Origin of the sequence: Pseudomonas sp. B13(2017) (assembly GCF_002113245.1) — a bacterium.
Taxonomy (GTDB): domain Bacteria; phylum Pseudomonadota; class Gammaproteobacteria; order Pseudomonadales; family Pseudomonadaceae; genus Aquipseudomonas; species Aquipseudomonas putida_Z.
The window spans coordinates 49,212-72,846 of the sequence record NZ_NEJX01000004.1; the positions used below are offsets into that span (position 1 = coordinate 49,212).

The window sequence follows — 23,635 nt, forward strand, 5'->3', positions numbered from 1 at the left end:
CAGGCCAAAGAAGTGCCTTCAAGAACATGAAACCTTCGTGTTAGCCGCGTTGTAGCCTTGTGTGGCCGGCGCTTTGCTGATGCGGGTGGCGGGCAAGAGCGCCAGCACCATCAAGCCGACGGCCAGCCAGAAACATTCATGAAAGGCTGCAAATGCGCCGGCAATAGGTGTATCGAGCCGCCATTGATAGAAGATCGCAAAGACGTTGATGCCAATCGCACCACCGAGCTGCAGGGCGAAATTCATGGTGGTGGAGGCGTAAGGCAACAGCTGAGGCGTGACCGACTGGATCGCCGCAACACTGGTAGACGGGATCAGCATGCCCATCGCGATCCGGCTCAAGGTGAACCATGCCGCAACTTGCCAAAAGCCAGCGCCCGGCAGTAAGAAGGTGAACCCCAGACTTGAGAGGGCGAACAGCGCGATGCCCGCCTGGGTGACCCGGCGCGCACCGACTCGATCACACAGCGCGCCTGCAACAAAGATCACCAGCACCACGACCACCCCACCAGGTACCTGGACCGCGCCCGAATCCGCGGGTGTATAGCCCGCCGCGCTCTGGAGGAAATATGGAATCAGGTAGCTGGTGCCATACAGGCAAAAGCCATACACCAAAGCTACCCCCAGAACCTGGCGGAAACGGGAGTCGCGCAACAACTCAAGTTCCAGTAAGGGCGCAGCGCAGCGCAATTGCCACACAATCAGACACAGCAGGCTCAACAGGCTCAGGCCCAGGCAGGCAAGGGTCTGCCAGTGGGTCCAGCCGCTGTTCAGCCCCAGGCCTGTAACGTTGAGCAGTGCAATGATGAAGATCGTTAACAGCAGCATGCCGAGCCAGTCAAACGGCTTTTGCACAGCAGCTTTAGGGGCATCCGGGATATATCGCACCGCCAGCAGCAATGCAGGAATGCTGAACAGCAACGGGAACAGAAATATCACCGGCCAGTCATACGGCGCCAACAGCACACCCGCTACCGCCGGTCCAATGGCGGGCGCCAAAACCGCACCAACGCCGAATACCCCCATCGCCAGGCCAACCGCGTGCGCGGGGAACACCTGCGCGATGGTGATCAGCGCGACTGCCGGCACCAGCCCCATGGCGACGCCCTGCAACACCCGCGCTGCAATGGCAACGCTGGCAAAGTCGCCGTAGGCACCGAGGAGTGAGGCGATGGTGAAGATCAGCAGTGCAGCGATGTAAACCGCACGCAAGCCAAAGCGCCCGGTCAGCCAACCGGTGGCAAGAATCGATGTAGTGGCGGTGATCTGAAAGCCGGTCGCCATCCACTGAATCATGTCCTGGTTGACGTCGAATGCCTTCATCATTGCCGGCAGCGCAACCATCACCATGGTTGCCGAAAAGCCTAACGCGATGGTGCCGAGTAACACTGTGGCACTGGCCATCCATCGGCGCGCACTCGCGCTCGCGAATTGATTACGGGTAATCATAATCCACCTCTGGGTCGAAGCCAGCGCGCCCCGTTCTAGGCGCGCCAAGTGCACTTATTCGTCGCTATAAACAGCCTTGTCGGCATGCCAGCGGGTCCAAAGGTGGCAGTTCGGCATCTGGTAGGCATTGACTTCGCGATCAATTACGATCTGTACGATCGCTGGTTTGCCGCTCGCCCAGGCGCGCTGCATGGCTGGGCCGATCTCTTCGGCACTCGCGCAGAACTCACCATGGCCGCCCATGGCGCGGGCCATGTCATCCAGACGCACAAATCCGTGATCGACCTCGAACGTGCGTTTACACACGTGCATGTAATAAGGGACTTCCAGCGACCAGCCTTGGTCATACCCGACCACGATTACCACCGGCAACTGGTAGCGCACGGCGGTTTCGAACTCCATCGGATAAAAGCCGAACGAGCCATCGCCCGTGATCAGGCACACCCGCTTGCCCGCATGGATGGGCGCCAGCGCTGCGCCCAGCGCGTATGGCAAGCCAGTGCCGAGGTTGCCCATCTTGCCGGCAAACATGAAGCCGCCGATAGGGTGCTGGAGGTAGTTGTGCATCCAGATGCTGAATGCGCCGCCGTCACGAATAAGCACGACGTCGTCAGGCAGGGTTTTCTGCACCTCCAGGACCGCACGTCCAGGGTGGATAGGTGAGGTATCGACTGCTGATGCCGGTTCAATGAACGCCGCGAACAGCGCCTTGCGAGTTGCCTGCGCCTTAGCCAGAGCTGTCGCGCGGTCACGAGTGTTGGCTCCGCGTAGGGCATTGATCAGCCGTGGCAGGATCAGCCGCATGTCGCCGGCTAGGCCCACGTCGATTGGTCGATTGCGCCCAATGTTGTGCGGGTCCAAGTCCAGTTGCATCCAGCGCTGGCTGCCGGGCTCGCCGAAGTAGTTGGGAAAGCCCTGCTGAGCTGGTGAGTAGGCATGCCCGCCGAAGCCTATTTTCTCACCAATCGGCGTGCCGATGGCGAAGATGACGTCCGCGTCACGACACAGGCTGGCACCGGGCTCGATGCCAAGATCGAACACGTTGGGATGAGTGTCGGACAGCACACCTCGGCCCGATGCGGTGAGAATCACCGGGGCTTGTAGCACCTCGGCCAACTCGCCGAACAGCGCCTGTGATTGCGAGTTGCGCACTCCCGCGCCGCCGAGCAACAAGGGTGCTCGCGCTTGCAGCAGCATCTGCGCAGCCGCCTCTATATGGGCATCGCTGACATCAGCAGTGAAGGTTGCCGAGCGATAACGCTCTGGGCTAACCAGCTCACCAAACTCACGCTCCTCAAGCAACATGTCGAAAGGCAGGCCAATGTAGACCGGGCCAGGCGTGCCGCTGCGCAGCTGGCGGAACGCCTCCTGAAACAGATCATCTGCCTCCAACGGGTCTTCCAGGATGGCCGCGAACTTGGTCATCGGACGCACTACTTCAAGGCTCGGCGGCGCCTGAAACCTGGACGTGCGTGACGAGTTGCGTGCCCGGGAAGTGCGCTCAGAGCCGAGATACAGCACCGGCAGGTGTTCTTCCCAAGAGTTGGCGATTGCTGAATATAGGTTGACCACGCCAGGCCCACAGTTGGCACCGACCACTGCTGGGTTGCCGGTGAACGCAGCATAGGCTTCTGCCATGAAGCCGCTGGCAGTTTCATGATGCGGTGCGATCAGCGGTACACCGCGATCATGCAAAGCGTGGTGCAGCTTGCCGAAGGTGACTTCGGGCAGTGAGAAAAACTTGTCGAAGCGTTCCTGCAGCAGCAGGTCAGCGATGCGTTCGCCCAGGGATTGCCTAGCCATGTAAAGTCTCCATTCTTGTTCTTGTTGGATACAAACAGGTCAGCCCTGCTGAGGGCTTGAGTTGGGTTGGAACATGACCTTGATTGCCTGCCCCGCCCCTTGCACTTCAAACGCTTCAGCGCCGTGATCGAGTGCAAAGGTATGGGAAATCAAGCGATCGCGGTCCACCTTGCCCTCAGCCATCAGCTGCAAGGCCTGCTCCAGCTCCTCGGCGGCGTAGCCGTTGGAGCCGAGCAAAGTGATCTGTTTGTTGATCATCGGCATCAGGTCGATATTGAAACCGCTTTCGTATGCGCCAAAGCAGACGATGCGCCCGTCGCCGGGCCGAACCAGGTGCAATGCCGACTGCAGCGGCGCAGGCCCTTTCATGTGTTTGAGGTAACCTGCACATTCGAACACCACGCTGATATCAGTGGGGTTTACTTCGGGGTAGGTAATCGGCAGTACACCGCAGATCAAACGGGCCTGAGCGAGCAGATCTACGTGGGCGGGGTTGATGGTATGGGTCGCGCCCATCTCCAACGCCATGGCCAGGCGTGTATCGGACACGTCCACCGCTACAATATGGCCAATGTCTGGAGCCAATGCCTTCAGCGCCTGGATCACACCCAGGCCGATGATGCCAACCCCGAACACAAGCACATTTTCACCCGGCTGGATCTGCGCCTTGCGGATCATCTGCAGTCCATCAGCCAGTGGCTCTGTGGTAGCAGCTGCGGCAAACGACACGTTGTCGGGCATATGGACTAGCTGAAACGGATTGACCGGCACCGGCACAAGTTCGGCCATGCCGCCCATTGCGACCCCAACTACGCGGTCACCGACCCGGTAGCCGTCGACACCCTCGCCAATTTTGACGACGGTGCCGCTAAACTCATGACCCGGGATCTGCAAACCATCGCCATCAACGCGCACCAGCATCTCGCGATGGGCGTTAGTCCGGAACATATGCAGATCGCTGCCGCAGATACCGCAGGCTTCGACCTTGATCAGCACTTCGCCTTTTGCCAGCGTCGGGACCTGAGCATTGCTGACTGTCGAAACATGCCCCGGATCATGAAACACCAATGCTTTCACGCACTCTCTCCTTGTCGATCTGCAGCGTCAACGCAGCGCATTACGCATGATCTTGCCGCTAGACGTTTTTGGCAGTTCATCGAGCACTTCTACCGTTCGCGGGTATTTATAGGCAGCCATGCGCGCCTTGCAGAATTCGATCAACGCCTCGTTACTAATGTCTGTGCCCGTCTTAAGGCTGACATAAGCCTTGACCGACTCACCGCGGTAGTAGTCCTTGATGCCAATCACGGCTGCTTCGCGTACACCCGGATGGCTGTACAGAACATCTTCCACTTCGCGTGGCCACACCTTGAAGCCTGACGCGATGATCACATCCTTCATCCGGTCGACCAGGAACAGCCACCCTTCGTCATCCAAATAACCAACATCGCCAGTGCGCAGAAACCCTGACAGGAACGCCGCCTGGGATTCGCGGGCGCGTCCCCAATAGCCACGCATCAACTGCGGCCCACGGATGACGATCTCGCCGACTTGGCCCGGTGGCAGCACCTGTCCGGCTTCGTCGACTATATGAACTTCAGTGTCGGCAACAGGCTTGCCCACAGACAATACGTCCTGTGCGTCACAGGCCGGGTGTAGATCACGTGGCACCGCCACTGCGACTGACGTTGACTCGGTGAGGCCATAGACGCCGCGGATGAGTTGGCCGAACCTGCCCGCGTAGGCGTCGACCACCGACCTCGGGATCGGCGCGCCACCCGAATAGACATGTTGCAGGGTCTGCAATTGTTGCGCAGTGACCGCCGGGCAGTTGAGCAGCGCAATGAAAGCCGTGATGGCGCCAATTGCGAAGGTGACGTGGTGGCGGTGTACCGCCTGCGCGAACAACTCAGGGTCAAAGCGCCCGATTAACACCAACGCCCCCGCACAGGCCAGCGCCATGCCGATGTGCAGGACCAGGCCGGTGACATGGCACAGCGGTGCCATACCTATGATCGAGGCATGTTCTTGGAGGCCAACATGTGCCCTGAAGCCAACACTGTTGAACACAAAGGCGGCATGGCTGTGCTCGACCCCTTTCGGCATTCCCGTTGTGCCAGACGTATAGACAATTGTTGCAGTATTGTCGGCGCTGAGCATTGGGCTGAGCGGCCGCTGCCCCTGCCAAGCGGTAAATATGCCCGGCATGCACACCACAACGGGCGTCTGTTGTCCCTGCGCCGGTTCAGAGCGCTCTTGACTCAATACCACCAGAACGTCTTGTAGCAGCGGCAGCTGACACACAACTTGCTGATACAGGTCGTTGCCGCAGACCAGCACCGCCGGCTTGCAGTCGTCCATTAACAGCGTCAACTCGCGCGCTTTGTTCATCGGGTTAATCGTCACCGCAATCGCTCCCAGTTTCCATGTGGCGATAAGCGCGATCATGAATTCAGGAATGTTTTGCAGGTACAAGGCGACACGATCGCCAAATTGCACCCCGTTTTGTTGCAGATAAGCAGCCAGCGCATCAGCACGCTGATCAACCTGGGCGTAACTCAGTTGCTCGTCGAAATAGTGCAGCGCAGGGCGGCCGGGAGCACGGTCTCTGGCAGCCTCAAACATCTCCAGAGCAGTGCCATAACGCCCGGTAGCTGCAGGCTCACTGCAAGTAACGAGCTGCGCGCTGGACTCCTCAATGCGCGGATCCACCATCTTTGCCGACCTCGTTTTTATCGTTGTTCGGGCCAGGCCGGTCAGCCGGTTGAGCCGGTGCAGCCTGCGTGTTCCTGAAGTTTTTGCTTGTCCAGGGCGTTCACGCATCGTCTGTTCAGACTATTCAGAAACCTCGCTACTCGTAAGTAAGATCTGCCTTATCGCCGGCCATCTGGCGCGTAACCAAACGCGCCCGGTACGACCCGCAACACTGTAAGCGCAGGAGGATCAGGCATGGACTCGTCAGGCAAGAATTCACCCTGGGCCAGTCGTCAAGACCGTCAGGCCGAACGTGAAAACAAGCGCGAGGCGGTGCTGCGCACAGCCGCAATACTGTTCAACGAAAAAGGCTTTCACGCTACATCACTAGACGACGTGGCTGAGCGGCTGAACATCACCAAGCCGACGGTCTACTACTACGTCAAAAGCAAAGACGAGATCCTTTTCGAATGCGTGCGGATCGGCTTGCAACGGCTGGAGCAAGCGTCCACTCAGGCCTTGCAGAGCGGCGGTGACACCCGCGCCAACCTGATTGCGGTGATGGGCGAATACGTGCAGATCGTCACCACCGACTTTGGGATGTGCCTGATCCGCGTGGGTGAAGACCCGTTGACACTGGAGAGCCGACGCAAGCTCCGGCTGCTCAAAAGTCGTATCGACTTGAGGTTCCGAGCCCTGATCGCCCAAGGCATCGAGGAAGGCGTGCTCAAACCTTGCGACCCGAAGTTCGCCGCTTTCACCGTAGCCGGTGCACTGAGCTGGATCGCCCGCTGGTACGACCCCAACGGCCCTCTCAAGGCCCAGCAGATCGCCGACCAGTGCGTTGATCTGCTGATGAACGGACTGAGCAAGTAGTGACTGCCTGCTGAGCCGCAAGCCACGTTTCGGAGATACATTTGATGACCAGCAACAGCCAACAGCCTTTCACCGAGTTCAGCCTCAGCCGGCTAGACGCCTTTCTGCGTGACACCCTGCCAGGCACATGCGGCGAAATGCAACTGGAGCGTATCGGCGGAGGCCAATCCAACCCCACCTTCTTTATCAATTACGCCAATCGCCAGATGGTACTGCGCAAAAAGCCTGCCGGAGAAATCCTGCCTTCAGCCCATGCCGTTGACCGCGAATATCGCGTCATCACTGCATTGGCCAACAGCGACGTACCGGTGCCCAAGGCGCTACTGTTTCACGGCGATGACGACGTGGTGGGTACCCCCTTCTATGTGATGGAGCGCTTGCACGGCCGAGTGTTCTCCGATTACCAACTGGCTCAAGCACCAGCCGGCGATCGCTGGACAATGTACCAATCTATGGCACATACGCTGGCCAGCCTGCACAAGGTTGATATCGACGCCGTCGGTCTCAGCGATTTTGGCCGCAACGGGAACTATTTTTCACGACAGTTGAACCGTTGGGGTAACCAGTGGGAGGCCGCTGAGCAGGCCCACAACCCCTATATCACACCGCTGTTGCATTGGCTGCGCGCCCACGTACCTGCCGATACAACCACCCGGCTGTGTCATGGGGACTTTCGCATGGGCAATCTGATGTTTCATCCAACCGAACCGCGGGTCATCGGCGTGCTCGACTGGGAACTGTCAACACTTGGCCATCCATTGGCAGACCTCGCCTACAACTGCATCGCTTGGGAGACCCTCCCAGAAGAGTACGGCGGCTTACGCGGGCTTGATTTGTCCGCCCTGGGTATTGCCGAGTTGCCGCAATATCTGGCGCTGTATTACCAACAAGTACCCGAACAGGGCATGGCTGAGCCGTTCCACTTTGCTTTCGCGTTGTTCCGCCTCGCCGTAATTTTTGAAGGCATTGCTGCGCGCGCTCGACTGGGGACAGCAGCGTCGGCGAACGCCTCGGATGTCAGCCACTTGGGCACAGCGTTCGCCCGTCGCGGCCTGGCACTGCTTGACCTGCTCTGACCACCCCTCGCCCAACAATGGAGCCAGCATGAATTTTCAGTACCCTGACCACGTGGTTCAGTTGCAGCAACGCCTGCAAGAATTTTTTGATCGCTACCTGTTGCCGGCCAATGGGCGCTGGCTGGAGCAATCAGAACAAGGCGTCTACCCCCTGGAACTGATCAACGACCTTAAAGCCCTGGCTCGCGATGAAGGCCTGTGGAATTTGTTTCTGCCGGCGTTGCGGGCCGGCGAGCCCGGCACCCGCCTGAGTAACCTCGAGTACGCTCCGCTGTCGGAGATCATGGGCAGACTGCCTTGGGCTGCGGAAGTGTTCAACTGCAACGCCCCCGACTCGGGAAACATGGAGCTGCTGCACCTTGCCGCCACACCGGAGCAATACCAGCGGTGGCTGAAGCCGCTGCTGGACGGAGAGATTCGCTCATGCTTTGCCATGACCGAGCCGGATGTTGCCTCCTCCGACGCCACCAACATTGCCACGCTGATCCAGCGTGAAAACGACCACTACCGCATCAACGGGCGCAAATGGTTCACCACCGGGGCCCTGCACCCCAATTGCAAGTTGATGATTGTGCTCGGCAAAAACGCCGAGGATGGGCCCAGCCATCAGAGTCACACCATGCTCCTGGTGCCGATGGACACCCCCGGGGTTGAGATCGTGCGCAATGTGCCGCTGATGCATCACTACTCGGTAGAAGGCCACTGCGAGGTGCTGTTGCGCGACGTACGGGTACCACTCGACCACCTACTGGGCGAAGAAGGCAAAGGCTTTGCCCTGGCTCAGGCGCGCCTCGGCCCAGGCCGCATCCACCACTGCATGCGTACCATCGGCCAGTGTGAGCTGGCGCTGGAACTGATGTGCGCCCGGGCGCTCGAGCGCAAGGCGTTCGGCAGGCACCTGGCGGACTATTCCAACGTGCGCGACTGGATCGCCGAGTCACGGGTCGAGATCGACCAGGCGCGGCTGCTGGTGCTGCGTGCAGCCGACACCATCGACCGTTTGGGCAATGCCAGTGCCCGGGTAGATGTTTCAGCGATCAAACTGGTCGCCGCACGCCTGCAGACCCGCGTGCTTGACCGTGCCATCCAGGTATTCGGCGCCATGGGCATGACCGCAGACACACCGTTGGCGTTTCTCTGGACGTGGGGCCGGGCTCTGCATTTCATTGACGGGCCTGATGAGGTCCACTTGCGCACTGTCGCCAAGCAGGAGCTGGCAAACGCCAAGCAACGCCTCGGTACAACCGCCCTGTATCTGACGCCGGGTCAGGGGCAGACAGCGCTGGGAGGCAAGCGCTCATGAGTGAACATGATCAATCCGTCATTCTGACCGTCGAAGCCGGCATTGCGCGGATCCAGTTCAACCGCCCCGCGTCGCTCAATGCCATCAACGTGGAAATGGCCATGGCCCTGCGTGATGCATTGCTGGCCGTACAGCGCCAGGCAGGCGTGCGCGTACTGCACCTGCATGGGGCCGGACGGGGGTTCATGGCCGGCGGCGATCTGGCAAGCCTGAAAAGCGACTCAGCCGTGCGCGCCAGAGCACTGATATCCCCCCTGCACGAAGCCATTGCATTGCTCTCGGAGCTGGAGATTCCGGTGGTCGCGCAACTACACGGAGTGGTCGCGGGCGCTGGCATCAGCATCGCCCTGGCGTGCGACTTCATTCTGACCGGGCAAACCACGCGCTTCAATTTTGCCTATTGCGGCATCGGCGCCAGCCCCGATGCCTCCGGTTCCTGGCACTTGCCCAGAGTCGTCGGCCTGCACAAAGCCCTCGAGCTACTGATGTTGAGTGAGCCGTTTGACGCCGAAGAAGCGCTGCGCCTGGGCCTGGTTGGTCAGGTCATTGCCGATGACGCTCTAGTCGTTCAGACCGAAGCCTTGATCAAGCGCCTTGCCGCCGCCCCGACCTTCGCCCTCGGTCAGACCAGGCGTCTACTGCGCCAGGCGCTGCAGAACGACCTGCGTACCCACCTCAATGCTGAGTGCGAAGCCTTTTGCGCATGCGCGGGCAGCCGTGACTTCGCCTTGGGCGTCGAGGCGTTCTTCCAGCGGCAACCGGCACGCTTTACCGGGAGCTGAGGCCTGCCAGTCTGATGTCGTTAGTCTGAACAGACGATGCTGCGCGCAACGCCATTGCTGATGATGTAACAAACGGGCGATTGCAGGCTGCGGCCTGCTCTTGCCTGAGGCCACTCTGAAAAGGCGTTGCGATGACCCCTATACCTAAAGGCCATACCTTCCGGACCGCAAGCGGGCTGGACATCAACTACTTCGATCATGGCCAGGGCGAAACCCTGGTATTTATCCACGGCAGCGGCCCGGGGGCGAGCGGGTTCAGCAACTTCCAGGACAACTTCGCCTGGTTCAACGACCACGGCTATCGCACCATTGTGCTTGATCTGCCGGGCTACGGGCTTTCGTCCAAGCCGGACGATGTCGACTACGTGCTCGACTTCTTTGTGCAGACCCTGCACGGCTTTCTACAAGGCATCGGTGTAACGCGCTGCGCGCTGGTCGGTAACTCCCTGGGCGGCGCAATTGCCATCAAGTACGCACTGGATCATCCCGCGGCCGTGTCTCGTCTGATAGTGATGGGGCCAGGTGGGTTGGAGGAGCGTGAGGTGTACTTCCAGATGGAAGGTATCCAGCGAATGATGCAGGATTTTGCAGACGGCGTGCTGGACCGCGAGGGCATGCGCAGGCTGCTGTCGATCCTGGTCTACGATCCGGCGCTGATCAGTGACAAGCTGCTGGATCAGCGCGTGCCCATCTGCGCTGCACAACCCAAGAACGTGCTGGCAACCATGCGCGTACCCAACCTCAGCGAACGCCTGGCCGAACTGCAGTGCCCGATTCTTGGATTCTGGGGCACTGATGACAAATTCTGCCCTGCCAGCGGCGCCATGAAGATGCTTCAGGCATGTGCCAATGCGCGCTTCGTGCTGGTCAATCAGTGCGGGCATTGGGTCATGGTTGAGCACCGCGACCTGTTCAACCGCACCTGCCTGGATTTTCTTCAACACGGCTGAGGCATCATCATGGATAACCACATCATCGCCGCATTGAGCGACGAGCTGTTCGGCGCACTCACTCAGAGGCACACCATCGTCCCGCTCACTCAGCGCTACCCAGGCCTGACATTGGACCACGCCTACCAGATTTCGCTGGGGATGCTCAAACGCCGCGAGGCGCTGGGGGAACGCATCGTCGGCAAGAAAATCGGCGTCACCAGTAAAGCGGTGCAGGACATGCTCGACGTGCATCAACCCGACTTCGGCTTTCTCACCGATGCCATGCACTACCCCGATGGCGCCGCTATCAGCCTGTCCCAGGCCGGTTTGATTCAGCCGCGGGCCGAAGGTGAGATCGCTTTCGTGCTCAAGCACGACCTCACCGGCCCCGTCTCCCGCGAGGATGTCCTCGACGCAACCGACTATGTGCTGCCCTGTTTCGAGATCGTGGACTCGCGGATCCACGATTGGCAAATCCGCATTCAGGACACGGTGGCAGACAACGCTTCCTGTGGCGTGTTCGTGTTGGGCAACCAGCGCACACCGCCTCGTGAACTGGCGCTTGAACAGGTGCGGCTGGACATGTTCTGCAACGGCAAGCCCGCCGGTAGCGGCCTGGGCAGTGCAGTGCAAGGCCACCCCGCCGAGGCCGTGGCCTGGCTGGCGAATACCCTGGGGCGCCACGGCATCCCGTTTCGTGCCGGCGAAATCATTCTCTCCGGCTCCTTGGCGCCGCTGGTACCGGCCCGCGCTGGCGATCGGTTCGAACTGACCATCGAAGGCCTGGGCACAGCATCGGTCAGCTTCACCGAATGATCCTACCTTCCACGTTTATTGGAGCCACAGCATGAAAAAAATAAGATGCGCCGTGATCGGCCCTGGCAACATCGGCACCGACCTGCTCTACAAACTGCAACGCAGCGACGTGCTCGAAGCGGTCTGGATGGTCGGTATCGATCCCGCCTCCGACGGCCTGGCGCGGGCGCGGGAGATGGGCCTGAAAGTCACCGACCAAGGTGTTGACGGCCTGCTGCCACATGTTCTGGCCGACGAGATTCAGATTGCCTTCGACGCCACCTCGGCTTACGTGCACGCCGAGAACTCGCGCAAGCTCAACGCCCTTGGCGTGCTCATGATCGACCTCACCCCCGCGGCTATCGGGCCCTATTGCGTGCCGTCGGTCAACCTGCATGATCAAGTCGGCCAGCGTCAAATGAACGTCAACATGGTTACGTGCGGTGGCCAGGCGACCATCCCCATGGTAGCTGCGGTATCCCGCGTACAAACCGTCACCTACGGTGAAATCGTTGCAACGGTTTCCTCGCGCTCTGTCGGGCCAGGCACACGCAAGAACATCGACGAGTTCACCCGCACCACTGCCGGCGCTATCGAACGAGTCGGCGGCGCCGCCAAGGGTAAGGCAATCATCGTCATCAACCCGGCCGAGCCGCCGATGATCATGCGCGACACCATTCATTGCCTGACTGAACAAACGCCTGACCAGGCGTCAATCACCGCGTCGGTGCACAAGATGATTGCCGAGGTACAGAAATACGTACCGGGCTACCGCCTGAAGAATGGTCCAGTGTTCGATGGCAACCGCGTGTCGATCTTCATGGAAGTCGAAGGATTGGGTGACTATCTGCCCAAGTACGCCGGCAACCTCGACATCATGACCGCCGCTGCTGCACGCACGGCCGAACTGTACGCCGAAAAAATTCTCAGCGGTGACCTGACTCTGCAAGCCCAAGCCGCCGTGGAGGCCTGATATGAACCTGCAAGGCAAGAAAATCACTCTGCATGACAATACTCTGCGCGATGGGATGCATCCCAAGCGCCATCAGATTTCCCTGGAGCAGATGCGCGCGGTAGCGCGCGGCCTCGATGATGCCGGCATGCCTCTTTTGGAGGTTACTCATGGGGACGGACTGGGCGGTGCGTCGGTCAATTATGGCTTCCCGGCACACAGCGATGAGGAGTACCTGAGCGCTGTCATCGGCGAGCTCAAGCATTCCAAGGCTTCTGCATTGCTACTGCCGGGCATTGGTACGGTCGATCACCTGCGCATGGCCAAGGATCTTGGCGTTCACACCATCCGTATTGCCACTCACTGCACCGAAGCCGATGTCTCCGAACAGCACATTGCTCTGGCACGAAAGCTGGAGATGGACACCGTTGGTTTTCTGATGATGGCGCACATGGTTACCCCTGAGCAGCTGCTCAGCCAGGCATTGCTGATGGAGTCATACGGCGCCAATTGCATCTACGTCACCGACTCTGCCGGTTTCATGCTTCCGCAAGACGTCACAGTGCGCATCGCCGCGCTGCGCAAGGCACTGCAGCCAGGCACCGAAATCGGCTTCCATGGCCATCACAATATGGCCATGGGGATCGCCAACTCACTGGCAGCAATCGAAGCCGGGGCCTCGCGCATCGATGGCTCCACCAATGGCCTGGGCGCCGGTGCCGGCAACACGCCACTGGAAGTGTTTGTTGCCGTGTGCAACCGCATGGGCATTGAAACCGGGGTGGACCTGTACAAGATCATGGATGTCGCCGAAGACATTGTATTGCCGATGATGGACCATATGGTCAGGATTGACCGCGACTCGTTGACCCTGGGCTATGCGGGTGTGTACTCATCATTCCTGCTGTTCGCCAAGCGCGCTGAAGCAAAATATGGCGTGAGTGCACGCGACATTCTTGTCGAATTGGGCGCGCGAGGCATGGTTGGGGGCCAGGAAGACATGATTGAAGACACCGCCATGGACATGGCGCGCGCGCGCAGCAAGCAGGCCGAAAGCAACGCCTGACCCACCACAGCCCCCGGCGCTCCACGCAAGCGCCGGGGGCTTTTTTATTTGCGGTGCCGCTTATAGTCAGCCGCCATACCAGTTTAGTCCGAAAGGACGATGATTGAACTTGACCTGTTTCCTACTCTGGGCGCATCAACATCTGCCCGAGGAGCACAGCGGTGGCGCATCCAACAGAGTCATTCAATGACAATCAACGTGCCTGGGAAAGCTACTGTGACGCGTTGAAGCAGGCAGGCGCTGTACTGCGTCGCCCAGAAGCCCCGCAAGACGACTTCAATCAGGCGGAGGGCGTTCGTTATCTAAGTCGCCTGGCTCGTCTCGGCCTGGAAATGCTGGTTGAAGGTGGCACCCCAGACTTTCCCGTATTTATGGTCCCTTCCCACGAAACCGCAAAAATTGGCGCTGACAACCCGGACATGGGCTACCTCGCGGCAGCCATCGACGGCCGTTATGACTATAAAGTCAGTGGCCACCGTGGTGGCGCGGCAACCATCAATTTCAGCAGCAAGCGTGGCGGCTACGAGCGCACTGCAAGCCTTGAGGCCGGCGGATTCATCGACAGCAACCAGCTCCAATTCGCCGACGATGGCAGCTTTGAACTGATCGTCAGTCAGCACCCGCACCCGGCCAACTGGCTGCAGATCGAAGCGGACAGCGTGCAACTGCTCATCCGCCAGGTGTTTCTTGACCGCTCGGCAGCGCAACCCGCGCAGGTGAAAATCCAACGGATCAATCACGATCAACAACCACCAGTGTTGCAACCCGCACAGTTGCGCGACAACCTGCTGCGCGCAGCACGTTTTGTCGAAAACACCGCCACCACCTTCGCCGATTGGGCGCAGAGCTACCAGCCACACATCAATCAGCTGCCCCCTGCTGACCAGGCACTGTGCCAGAAGCTCGGCGGCGATCCGAACATCTTCTACTACCACTCGCAGTGGGCCTTGGCCCAAGACGAGGTGTTGCTCATCGAGCTGCCGCGAGTACCTGCCTGCGAATACTGGAACCTCCAGATCAACAACTACTGGATGGAGTCTCTGGACTACCGCTACTTCCGAATCGCCTGCAACCAGCACTCTGCCGTGGTCAACCCGGATGGCAGCGTGACGATGGTGCTGGCCCACACCTCCCCCGGTGCTGCCAACTGGCTGCAAACAGCCGGCCATGTCAATGGCACGCTTTGCATGCGCTGGATCGGCGTAACCGAACCGGTCCACCCACAAACCCGGGTTGCAAAACTTTCCGACTTCTTGCAAGGACGTTCATCATGACCTCTCCCCTGCCACTGGACACTGAACAACTGCTGGCTGCGGCATTACAGCGCAACCCTGGCCTTACAGATTTTGGCGACCCCAGCTTTCGCGCCGGACTGGAAGCCCTAGTGGCCGATATCAACCGCCAAGGCAAGCTGTCCGCCACCGGTGGACCTTTGTTTGCCGAGCGTTTGATCGAAAGCCTTGGCTCACGGCTGGTACTGGAGGACTACCTGAAGCGTTACCCAGAGATTTTGCAGGAGCAGATCCAGGACCCAGTGGTCATTGTCGGCCTGCCGCGCACTGGCACCACCATGCTCCACCGTGTGCTGGCCCAAGACCCACGGTTTTACACCCCTGCTTGGTGGGAGGTTCGCTACCCTGCTCCGCTGCGTGATGCCCAGGCCGGCAAAGTTGACCCACGCATCGACATGGCCAGGCGTGAAGTGGCGATGATGATCGAGGCCATGCCTGAGTTGTTGACCATGCACCCGCTGGATGCAGAACTGTGCGACGAAGAAGTCGTGCTCATGGAACACTCCTTTCTCAGTGCCATGTACGCCTACGCCAACGTCCCTGACTATACCGACTGGCTCGGCACGCAAGACCAGGCCCCGGCTTACCTGTACCTGAAGAAGCAGCTGCAGTTCCTCCAGTGGCAGAAACGCCAACGCGGTGTGGTTGCACAGCGCTGGGTACTCAAGGCGCCGCACCACACTCATGCAATGGACACCTTGTTCAAGGTTTTCCCAAGCGCACGGATCATTCAGACCCACCGCGACCCGCTCGAAACCATCCCGTCGATGAGCAGCTTTGCCCACACCATCTGGGGCGTGTTCAGCGATGAGGCAGACCCGCGCCAGGCCGCGAAAATCTGGTCAGCAAAGTTTGCCAAGGGCCTCAAAGACGCCCTCGCAGTGCGCGACAGCTTGCCTGACGACCACTTTCTTGACGTGTGGTACCTGGATGCAGTGGCCAAGCCCCTTGAAGTCATCCAGAAGATCTACCCCTTCATCGGGATGGAGCTGACCACCGAGATCGAAGCACAGATGCGCAACTGGCTGGCCGACAGCAGCCGCGATAAACGCGCAGCTCATGAGTATTCAATGGAGAAGATGGGCCTGCGTCGAGATCAGCTTGAGCAGGACTTTGCCGCCTATCGTGCTCGCCACATTCTTCCACGCTTGGTGAAAAGCGCTTAATCAGGGAATCGTCCATCATGATTTTGCAAGGCAAAGTTGTTGTTATTTCAGGGATCGGACCGGGGCTTGGCGTCAAGCTTGCGCTCGAGGCTGTGCGCGGTGGTGCGCGGGGCGTGGTTCTAGCCGCCCGCAGTGCAGCAAAACTGCAGGACGCCCACCAACGGATAGACACCCTGGGGACTGACTGCGAGGTGCTTGAATGGCCGACCGACATCCTTGATGTCGAGCAGTGTCGCGCCCTGGTCAAGCGCACAGTAGACCAATTCGGGCGTATTGACTGCCTGGTCAATAGCGCCTACAACCCCGGCGATGTCATGGGCAACCTGCAAAGCAACGGCACCCAGGGTTGGAACGCGATCTTCCAGACCAACGTGTTCGGCACCATGAACCTGGCCCTAGAAGTGGCTGCGCAAATGAAAGCGCAAGGCGGTGGTGCCATGGTCATGATCAACTCGATGGTCACGCGCAAGCCGCTGCTGGGCCAAGGCGGCTACGCCGCATCGAAAAGCGCCCTGGCTACAGCCGTGCGCTATATGGCCCAGGAATATGCGCCCTTTGGTGTGCGTATCAACACCGCGGCGATGGGCTGGATGTGGGGCACCCCAGTGGAGCAATACATGCAACAGGTCGAGCGGCAGCAAGGGCTGAGCGTTGACGAGCAGAAAGCAGCAGTGGCAAGCAACATCCCCATGGGCAGCATTCCGACCGACGAGGATTGCGCAAAGGCAGCACTGCTGCTCGTGTCCGACTACACCAGCGCCGTCACAGGCGCCTGGCTGGACATCAATGGCGGCGAGTACATGGCCCCTTAATCAGCGGAGCGATACCCATGAGCAAAGCAAAAAACCTGATCACCTCCAAAACCGTTGAGATCGCTGCTCCCGCTGAGTTTGTGTGGGATATCCTGGTCGACCTGCCCGGTTATGGCGACTGGAATCCGTTCACCGTTGCGGTCGAATCCAGCCTGGAGGTGGGTGACCCTGTAAACCTGTACATTGCTGACCCCGCCAACCCTGGGCAGCGCTTCTGTGTTGTCGAGTACCTGGTAGCCAAGGAACCGGGTTTGCTATTGTCATGGGAGCAAAGACCCAGCGAAACCTCCAAGGATGCGGCGCGGCGGGATCAGTACATTGAGGCGGTTGGTGCCGATCGATGCCGTTATTTCACCACCGATCTGTTTCTCGGCCTTAACGCTGATCGGATCACCGAACAGTTTGGCGATTGGGTGCAGCACAGCTTCGATGCCTTAGCTGATGCCCTTAAACATCACGCCGAAGCCAAGTACGCCGCGCAGCAGGGTGGCCAGGTATGACCCGGATCTATGCATTCAACGGGGACGCCGACGGATTGTGTGCACTACAGCAGCTCAGGCTTGCGGAGCCGGGTGAGGCGCTATTGGTCACCGGCATCAAGCGCGATATCAAACTGCTGGAACGGGTTCAAGCATACCGCGGCGATGAAGTGATTGCCTTGGACATTTCCCTGGATAGCAATCGTGAGGGCTTGCTGAGCTTGCTCGAACGCGGCGTCAGCGTGCGATATTTCGATCACCATTTTGCTGGTGAGCTACCCAACCTGCCGCACTTCGCAGCCTGCATCGACATCGCCACCGATGTGTGTAGCAGCATCTTGGTGGATCGCTATCTCAAGGCAAGACATCACCCATGGGCCATTGTCGCCGCCTATGGTGACAGCCTGCGCAAGGTGGCTGAGGGGATGGCGGTGCAGGCAGGCTATGACCAGCAGCACTGCCAGCGCCTAGAAAAGCTGGGCATCTATCTCAACTACAACGCCTACGGCGAAAGGCTCGAAGATCTGCACTTCGATCCGGCAGCACTGGCGGAGGCTATGCTGCCCTATCAAGACCCACTTGCATTCATGCAGGAATCGGATGTATTCGCAGCCCTGAGTGCCGGTTACGAACAGGACATGGCGCTCGCCCGGCAACTTCAACCACTGCGTCAAGGCGCGGCGTCCATGGTGGTAATGCTGCCGGATCAAGCCTGGGCCCGTCGCGCAATCGGTGTGCTGGCCAACGAGTTGATGCTGGCGCACCCAGGTCATGCGGTTGCGATACTGTCGCCTCGCTTCAGTGGCGGATACACCGTCAGTTTGCGGGTACCAGCAGACAGCCCACTGGCCGCTGACGAGTTTTGCCGGCGCTTCCCAACCGGAGGCGGCCGCCGCGGCGCAGCAGGTATCAACCTGCTGTCCGAGAGCTCGCTTGATGGTTTTATTAGCCAATTCGAAACCGAGTTCACGGCCCCCTGAGGGGCCGTACCGCACCTGTTCATTCGTTATTCGGAGTGAAACTGCCGAGCAGCAGGCGTACCAGCGCCGTCTGCCGGGTGACCCCGGTCTTGGAGAAGATCGAACGCAGGTGAGCCCTGGCCGTATTCTTGCGGATGTTCAGTTCATCTGCGGCCTCTTCCAAAGTCATGCCATCGGCGAGCAGCAACGCCAACGAGGCCTCTGCCGGGGTCAGCTCGAACAGGGACTGAATCGCATCCGGTGATGCCTGGTATTTGTGTTCCGGGTCACGCAGAAACACCATCACTGCGGGCCGATGGCGACCCTCCGACCATTCACTCAAAGGTACTGATCTTACCGCCACACCAAACTTGGCCAATCCAGATGGGCGTGTAATGGACATTGCCTGGGGCGCCTGCGAGGGGGTTTCCAGCGCTTGGCGAATGTACTGCTGCAAAACCCGGTTTTCGTTGGAGTACTTGGCTTCCAGCGAGCCATTGGAGAGCTGGATACCATCGTGGGAGCGCAGGATATCCTCGGCTACCTTATTGGTCTTCATCACCGTGCCGGTTTCGTCGAACACCACCGTGCCCAGCATCATCCTGTCAACCGCGCTGGCATACAGGCGCCGCTCCGATTCGATGTGATCCAGCCGGCAGTGCAGTTCGATCGAGCGTTTAAGATGCGGCAACAGTGACTCGCAGATCGCCCGATCGCGGTCATTGAACGAGCTTGAGGCGTGGCTGCGGCAAACCCGGAAGCGGCACTCGGAACCATCCTGAGTAAAGATGTCCGCACCAAGTAAATATCGAATGTCGTAAGGCTCGACAAACTGCTTGTAGAAGTCGCTGGTGTGCCAGTCGCTGGCACCAATCATCTCCTCGACAGTAAGTACCTTCTCCGGCGGCAGGCCAACGAACGGGTCGAGGGTAAAGGCGGTGCGGCTGCTGAATTTGCCGGTCTCCATAAAGGCTCCGTCCGGCCCGGCATTGATGATCAAGGCTTCGTTGCGGTCCGAAGCCGGGCGCAGGATCAACGTCACCCAATTGGCGTCGAGCAGATCACGCAGAGCATTCAGCGAAGTGGACCAGGGGAGGTTCTCTAGTGGTCCCTGGTAGATGTGCGCCAGCAAGCCGTCGAATGCCTGGATAGACAGCCCGCTGCGGGAGAAGACATCTACAGGCCGACTGGTCATTTCAGGCTTATCCAGCTCAGCGGGTACGATAGGTGCAGGCAATGCAGCAGCGCAAGGAGGTTCAGGCCAAGCGAGTCTCATACTGTTTCTCCGACTTGTTCTTATTGTGGAGTCAAGCAGTTCTACTACAGGTAGCGGGTTCAAAATGTCAGCTACGGATACCACTGTAGCCCTGGGTTGTGCAACGGGGATCGTTCATTTAGACGATGTTCCGCTCTGCGTCAGCCTCGGTGCGGGCTTAGCGGTAGTCTCATCGGACGATGAAAAGGCTATCAGCGTCTACGTACGCTGTGCCTGTCCGAGTACGAGTGCATAACAATGAAACTCAAAGCCGTGTTGATCCCCGTTCCAGAGCTAGACCCCGCCATTGCCCTGTTGCAGAACGAACTGGGGCTCGCGCTGAAGTTCCGCGACGAGCAGCGTTATGCAGCATTCGAGGCGGTGCCGATGAACCTCACCCTGGCCAGTGAACAGGAGCGAATCGTGCAACGCCCAGCCCTGGTGATCGAGGTTGTGGACGACATCCACAACATTGTCGAGCGCTTGATGAATGCCGGAGCTGCCCTGCGCCACCCGCTTGAGCAAGGCCCACATGAATGGCGCGCCGTGCTGGAGCCCGCGCAGTCGTGCTTCCAACTGGTGATCTCGCAGAAGCTGCAGGGCGCCTGACCCACGGCGGCGCAACCCACGCCCTTACAACAACAAGTCAGCGAGGCTAAACATGAACGCATCCGTTCCCTTCGACCCCAAGGAATTCCGTAGTGCCTTGGGCACATTCACTACTGGCGTGACCATCATCACCACCAGCGCGCCAGACGGCACACCGGTGGGCCTGACCGCCAACAGTTTCAATTCGGTGTCACTCGATCCCCCTCTGGTGCTGTGGAGCCTGGCCAAGACGTCACGCAATCTCGAGGCATTTGAAAGCAGCGATCACTGGGCCGTGCATATCCTCTCCGCCGACCAGGAAAATCTGTCAAACCGCTTTGCCAAGAGCGCTGAAGACAAGTTCGCCGGGGTGGACTACGAAGTCGGCAACGGCAATGTGCCATTGCTCAAGGACTGTTGTACACGCATCCAGTGCCGTACCTCGTTCATGTACGAAGGCGGCGACCACATCATCTTCGTCGGTCAGGTACTGGCTTTCGATCATCAGCCGGTGCCGCCGCTGGTGTTTCAAGGAGGAAAGTACGCAGTAGCAACACGCAAGAGCGCTGCGCTGTCGATGACCAAAAGCGGCAATGACATCGACTCGAGCTTCAGCGAGGACTTTATTGGCTATCTGTTGGCACGGGCACACTTCCAGTTCTACAGCCAGATTCGCCAGCACGCTCTGAACCACGGGTTGAGTGACACCGAATACTTCTTCCTCAGCGTGCTGAGCGTCAAGGATGGCCGCGATCTCGAACATCTGAACAGCTCGTTTTCTTACACCGGTTTCGAAGCTACCGAAGCCATCATTCAGGGGCTGAGTGACAAAGGTTTTATTAGGGTCGAATCGGGCTGCTGTTTCATGACTGACGCTGGTCGGGAATCCACCCTGCGCATTATCGCGGCAGCCAAGGCGCTGGAAGCCGACGTGCTGGACCGCTTCGGTTACTGGGAGACAGTATCACTGAAGAATCTGCTCAAACAGTTGATCACCCAGACCGATCCTGGGCTGGCTCATCCATGGGATGACAGCGATGAGGTCAAACCTTAAGGGGCTGAACGTGCGCGCTCGCAAAACTAGTCTGGCACTAGCGGTGACCTGCGCCGCACTGTGCTCCACCAGTCAGTCACCGGCCCAGGACTGGCTGCACTACGGTGGCGATCAGGCGGGCACCCGCTTTGTGAATGCCTCCCAGATCACTCCAGAAAACGTGCATTTGCTCGAGCGCGCATGGGTTTATCGAACCGGTGACAATCAAGTCCAAGATCCGATGAACCTGCCTGCGTTCGAAAGCACCGCCGTCAAGCTCGACGACACCCTATACCTGTGCACTCCGCACAATGTGATCATTGCTCTGAATGCGGCATCGGGCCGGCAACGCTGGCGTTTCGATGCAAAGACCGACAGCCGCGGTCATTATCTGGTGACCTGCAGAGGTGTGGCGTTGCACGTCGGTCCCTCCACCAATGCCAATTTACGTAGGGCATGCATGCGGCGTGTGATTGCCGCGACTCTCGATGGTCGGTTACTGGCTCTGGATGCCGACAGCGGCAAACGCTGCAGCGACTTCGGTGATAACGGTGAGGTAGATCTGAAAGCGTCTTTGGGAGAGGTAAAACCTGGCTTTTACAGTGTTACTTCACCCCCAACCGTCGTCGGCGACGTCGTCGTGGTTGGCGGCCTGGTGCTGGACAACCAGTCGGTCGACGTACCCTCTGGCGTGGTGCGCGCGTTCGATGTTCGCACGGGTGCACTGCTATGGGCGTGGGACGCTGGAGCCGCAGACGGGCGCAGCAACCAAAGAGGTTCGCCCAATGCCTGGTCAGTTTTCAGCGCAGACGCCTCGCTTGGGCTGATCTACATTCCGACCGGCAACCGCTCACCTGACTATTACGGGGCTAATCGCAGCGCCAGCGAAGACCGCTACAGCAGTTCGGTAGTCGCTCTTGACGTCGCCACTGGCACTGTGCGCTGGGCGTTCCAGACGGTGCATCACGACCTCTGGGACTACGATGTAGCCTCGCAGCCGGTGCTCGCCGAGTTTGACGGCAAGCCTGCGCTGATACAGGCGACCAAGGTCGGCCAGTTGTATGTACTGGACAGACGAACCGGTAAACCGCTGAGCGAGGTTCAAGAGCGTCCAGTACCTGCAAGCTCTATCGCTGGTGAGCGCGCCTCCCCTACACAGCCGTTCTCCACGGGGATGCCAGCGCTACATCCGCAACGTTTGAGCGAAGATGATATCTGGGGGCTGACGCCGCTGGACCGATACTTATGTTTGCATGAATTTCGCCGTTACCGGCATGAGGGGCTGTTTACCCCGCCGTCGCTCGAGGGCACCATCAACTATCCCAGCAACCTAGGTGCGAGCAGTTGGGGCAGTGTCAGCATCGACTCACGTCGCCAAATTCTTGTGGCCAATACCAATCGCATCGCCTCGGTGGTCAATTTGCTGCCACGGGCACAGGCGGACGCGCTGGCCAAGGCAGGCACACCGCTCTACAACCCGTCGCATGGTACTCCGTATGCAGTGCAGAACAGCCCGTTTCTTTCTGCGCTGGGCATCCCCTGCACCGCGCCACCGTGGGGCGTATTGACAGCAATCGATCTGCGCAGTCGCAAGACCCTGTGGGAAATCCCCTTCGGCACTACCCGTGACCTGGCGCCTTTGGGGCTGGCTTTGAACCTGGGCGTACCCAACCAAGGCGGCTCGATCGTGACCGCAAGCGGCTTGATCTTCATTGGCGCGGCCGCAGACAACTACCTGCGGGCGTTTGACACGCAAAGCGGCCGCGAACTATGGAAGGCACGTCTGCCCGCCGGCGGGCAGGCTACCCCGATGAGCTATATTGCCCAGGCCGATGGCCGGCAGTACTTGGTAATCGCGGCTGGTGGGCATCGTCATCTGGGCACCAGCCAAGGCGACTACGTCATGGCTTTTGCCCTGCCTGGCCGCATTGCTCTGCGCCCCTAGTCCAAATGAACGATGCGAGCTTTTTCTCCCTTGGCTAGCCTGAAACTAACGGTACTTGTGTCTGCACCCGTGCAGGTGCCGCCATTACCTACTTCGCGACATACGTGTTAGTTGGAGGCGTCATGAAAACAATAAAAAAGGTGCACCCTTTCACTCTGGTTCTACTGGCTGTTGCCGCAGCGGCCTTGCTGGTATTCATGCTTAGGACTCCTCAAGCGGCCCCCCCAACCTATGTCGTCTGCACCTATTCATCGGCTGGCCAGCAGTGTTTCTCGCCGGGACAATTGAACATAGCCGGAATGTTCCGCTGAACAGCGTCTGTTCTCGTTCCTCCGTCTGATCCCCCGCAGCACGCGGGGGTAGCTCCTGAAAGTTCCG

Annotated in this window: 21 protein-coding genes; 16 read left to right on the forward strand and 5 right to left on the reverse strand. The window is 59.4% G+C overall.

The genetic code is table 11. From position 1 onward, the window contains the following. Positions 1-18: 18 nt before the first annotated feature. From CAG44_RS07365 to CAG44_RS07380, 4 genes are read right to left on the reverse strand one after another with little or no spacing between them, the layout of a single operon-like run. The gene (locus CAG44_RS07365) at positions 19-1,449 is read right to left on the reverse strand and encodes an MFS transporter (RefSeq protein WP_085691868.1); all 1,431 of its coding nucleotides are present in this window, start codon (positions 1,447-1,449) and stop codon (positions 19-21) included. Between the two features lie 54 nt (positions 1,450-1,503). Beyond that, positions 1,504-3,252, reverse strand: a complete 1,749-nt coding sequence (locus CAG44_RS07370; protein ID WP_085663718.1) for a thiamine pyrophosphate-binding protein — start codon at positions 3,250-3,252, stop codon at positions 1,504-1,506. Between the two features lie 39 nt (positions 3,253-3,291). Continuing rightward, positions 3,292-4,329: a zinc-binding dehydrogenase gene (locus CAG44_RS07375; protein WP_085663719.1), complete on the reverse strand. Its 1,038-nt coding sequence runs from the start codon at positions 4,327-4,329 to the stop codon at positions 3,292-3,294. 27 nt (positions 4,330-4,356) lie between these two features. After that, the gene (locus tag CAG44_RS07380) at positions 4,357-6,075 is read right to left on the reverse strand and encodes a class I adenylate-forming enzyme family protein (protein ID WP_139832732.1); all 1,719 of its coding nucleotides are present in this window, start codon (positions 6,073-6,075) and stop codon (positions 4,357-4,359) included. 126 nt (positions 6,076-6,201) lie between these two features. On the opposite strand from CAG44_RS07380, the gene CAG44_RS07385 reads away from it, so the two are divergent. The 13 genes from CAG44_RS07385 (at position 6,202) to CAG44_RS07445 (ending at position 18,457) form a co-directional block, all read left to right on the forward strand. After that, complete coding sequence (locus tag CAG44_RS07385; protein ID WP_085663721.1) at positions 6,202-6,822, forward strand: TetR/AcrR family transcriptional regulator; 621 nt, start codon at positions 6,202-6,204, stop codon at positions 6,820-6,822. A 44-nt stretch (positions 6,823-6,866) separates the two neighbouring features. Beyond that, a complete protein-coding gene (locus CAG44_RS07390) occupies positions 6,867-7,898 on the forward strand; it encodes a phosphotransferase family protein (protein ID WP_085663722.1) in 1,032 nt (343 codons plus the stop codon). 28 nt (positions 7,899-7,926) lie between these two features. Further along, positions 7,927-9,201 carry an acyl-CoA dehydrogenase family protein gene (locus tag CAG44_RS07395; RefSeq protein ID WP_085663723.1) on the forward strand — a complete coding sequence of 425 codons (1,275 nt, stop codon included), beginning with the start codon at positions 7,927-7,929 and terminating at the stop codon, positions 9,199-9,201. Next, on the forward strand, positions 9,198-9,983 hold the full coding sequence (locus CAG44_RS07400; RefSeq protein WP_085663724.1) for an enoyl-CoA hydratase/isomerase family protein: 786 nt from the start codon (positions 9,198-9,200) through the stop codon (positions 9,981-9,983). Before CAG44_RS07395 ends, CAG44_RS07400 begins: the two co-directional genes overlap by 4 nt. Before the next feature lie 131 nt (positions 9,984-10,114). Further along, positions 10,115-10,933 carry an alpha/beta fold hydrolase gene (locus CAG44_RS07405; RefSeq protein WP_085663725.1) on the forward strand — a complete coding sequence of 273 codons (819 nt, stop codon included), beginning with the start codon at positions 10,115-10,117 and terminating at the stop codon, positions 10,931-10,933. 9 nt (positions 10,934-10,942) lie between these two features. Then, positions 10,943-11,731: a fumarylacetoacetate hydrolase family protein gene (locus tag CAG44_RS07410; RefSeq protein WP_085663726.1), complete on the forward strand. Its 789-nt coding sequence runs from the start codon at positions 10,943-10,945 to the stop codon at positions 11,729-11,731. A 31-nt stretch (positions 11,732-11,762) separates the two neighbouring features. Further along, positions 11,763-12,683, forward strand: a complete 921-nt coding sequence (locus tag CAG44_RS07415; protein WP_085663727.1) for an acetaldehyde dehydrogenase (acetylating) — start codon at positions 11,763-11,765, stop codon at positions 12,681-12,683. A 1-nt stretch (position 12,684) separates the two neighbouring features. Then, positions 12,685-13,728, forward strand: coding sequence for a 4-hydroxy-2-oxovalerate aldolase (gene dmpG, locus CAG44_RS07420; protein WP_085663728.1), 1,044 nt, complete (start codon positions 12,685-12,687; stop codon positions 13,726-13,728). A gap of 161 nt (positions 13,729-13,889) precedes the next feature. Next, positions 13,890-15,002 (forward strand): DUF1214 domain-containing protein, encoded by a 1,113-nt coding sequence (locus CAG44_RS07425; protein WP_085663729.1) that lies wholly within the window; start codon positions 13,890-13,892, stop codon positions 15,000-15,002. Further along, a complete protein-coding gene (locus CAG44_RS07430) occupies positions 14,999-16,186 on the forward strand; it encodes a sulfotransferase (protein WP_085663730.1) in 1,188 nt (395 codons plus the stop codon). The genes CAG44_RS07425 and CAG44_RS07430 overlap by 4 nt, the downstream gene beginning before the upstream one ends. A 17-nt stretch (positions 16,187-16,203) precedes the next feature. Continuing rightward, entirely contained in the window at positions 16,204-16,998 is a 795-nt protein-coding gene (locus CAG44_RS07435; RefSeq protein WP_085663731.1) for an SDR family oxidoreductase, read from the forward strand. Between the two features lie 17 nt (positions 16,999-17,015). Then, on the forward strand, positions 17,016-17,498 hold the full coding sequence (locus CAG44_RS07440) for an SRPBCC domain-containing protein (RefSeq protein WP_085663732.1): 483 nt from the start codon (positions 17,016-17,018) through the stop codon (positions 17,496-17,498). Next, complete coding sequence (locus CAG44_RS07445; protein WP_085691869.1) at positions 17,495-18,457, forward strand: acetyltransferase; 963 nt, start codon at positions 17,495-17,497, stop codon at positions 18,455-18,457. Before CAG44_RS07440 ends, CAG44_RS07445 begins: the two co-directional genes overlap by 4 nt. 19 nt (positions 18,458-18,476) lie before the next feature. Here the strand turns inward: CAG44_RS07445 and CAG44_RS07450 are convergent, their stop codons facing one another. Then, on the reverse strand, positions 18,477-19,631 hold the full coding sequence (locus CAG44_RS07450) for a LuxR C-terminal-related transcriptional regulator (protein ID WP_085663734.1): 1,155 nt from the start codon (positions 19,629-19,631) through the stop codon (positions 18,477-18,479). A gap of 318 nt (positions 19,632-19,949) precedes the next feature. Between CAG44_RS07450 and CAG44_RS07455 the strand changes: the two genes are divergently transcribed. From CAG44_RS07455 to CAG44_RS07465, 3 genes are read left to right on the forward strand one after another with little or no spacing between them, the layout of a single operon-like run. Then, the gene (locus CAG44_RS07455) at positions 19,950-20,300 is read left to right on the forward strand and encodes a VOC family protein (protein WP_085663735.1); all 351 of its coding nucleotides are present in this window, start codon (positions 19,950-19,952) and stop codon (positions 20,298-20,300) included. Between the two features lie 52 nt (positions 20,301-20,352). Then, positions 20,353-21,333, forward strand: a complete 981-nt coding sequence (locus tag CAG44_RS07460) for a flavin reductase (RefSeq protein ID WP_085663736.1) — start codon at positions 20,353-20,355, stop codon at positions 21,331-21,333. A gap of 10 nt (positions 21,334-21,343) precedes the next feature. Further along, complete coding sequence (locus CAG44_RS07465) at positions 21,344-23,257, forward strand: pyrroloquinoline quinone-dependent dehydrogenase (protein WP_158091142.1); 1,914 nt, start codon at positions 21,344-21,346, stop codon at positions 23,255-23,257. Positions 23,258-23,635: the final 378 nt, after the last annotated feature.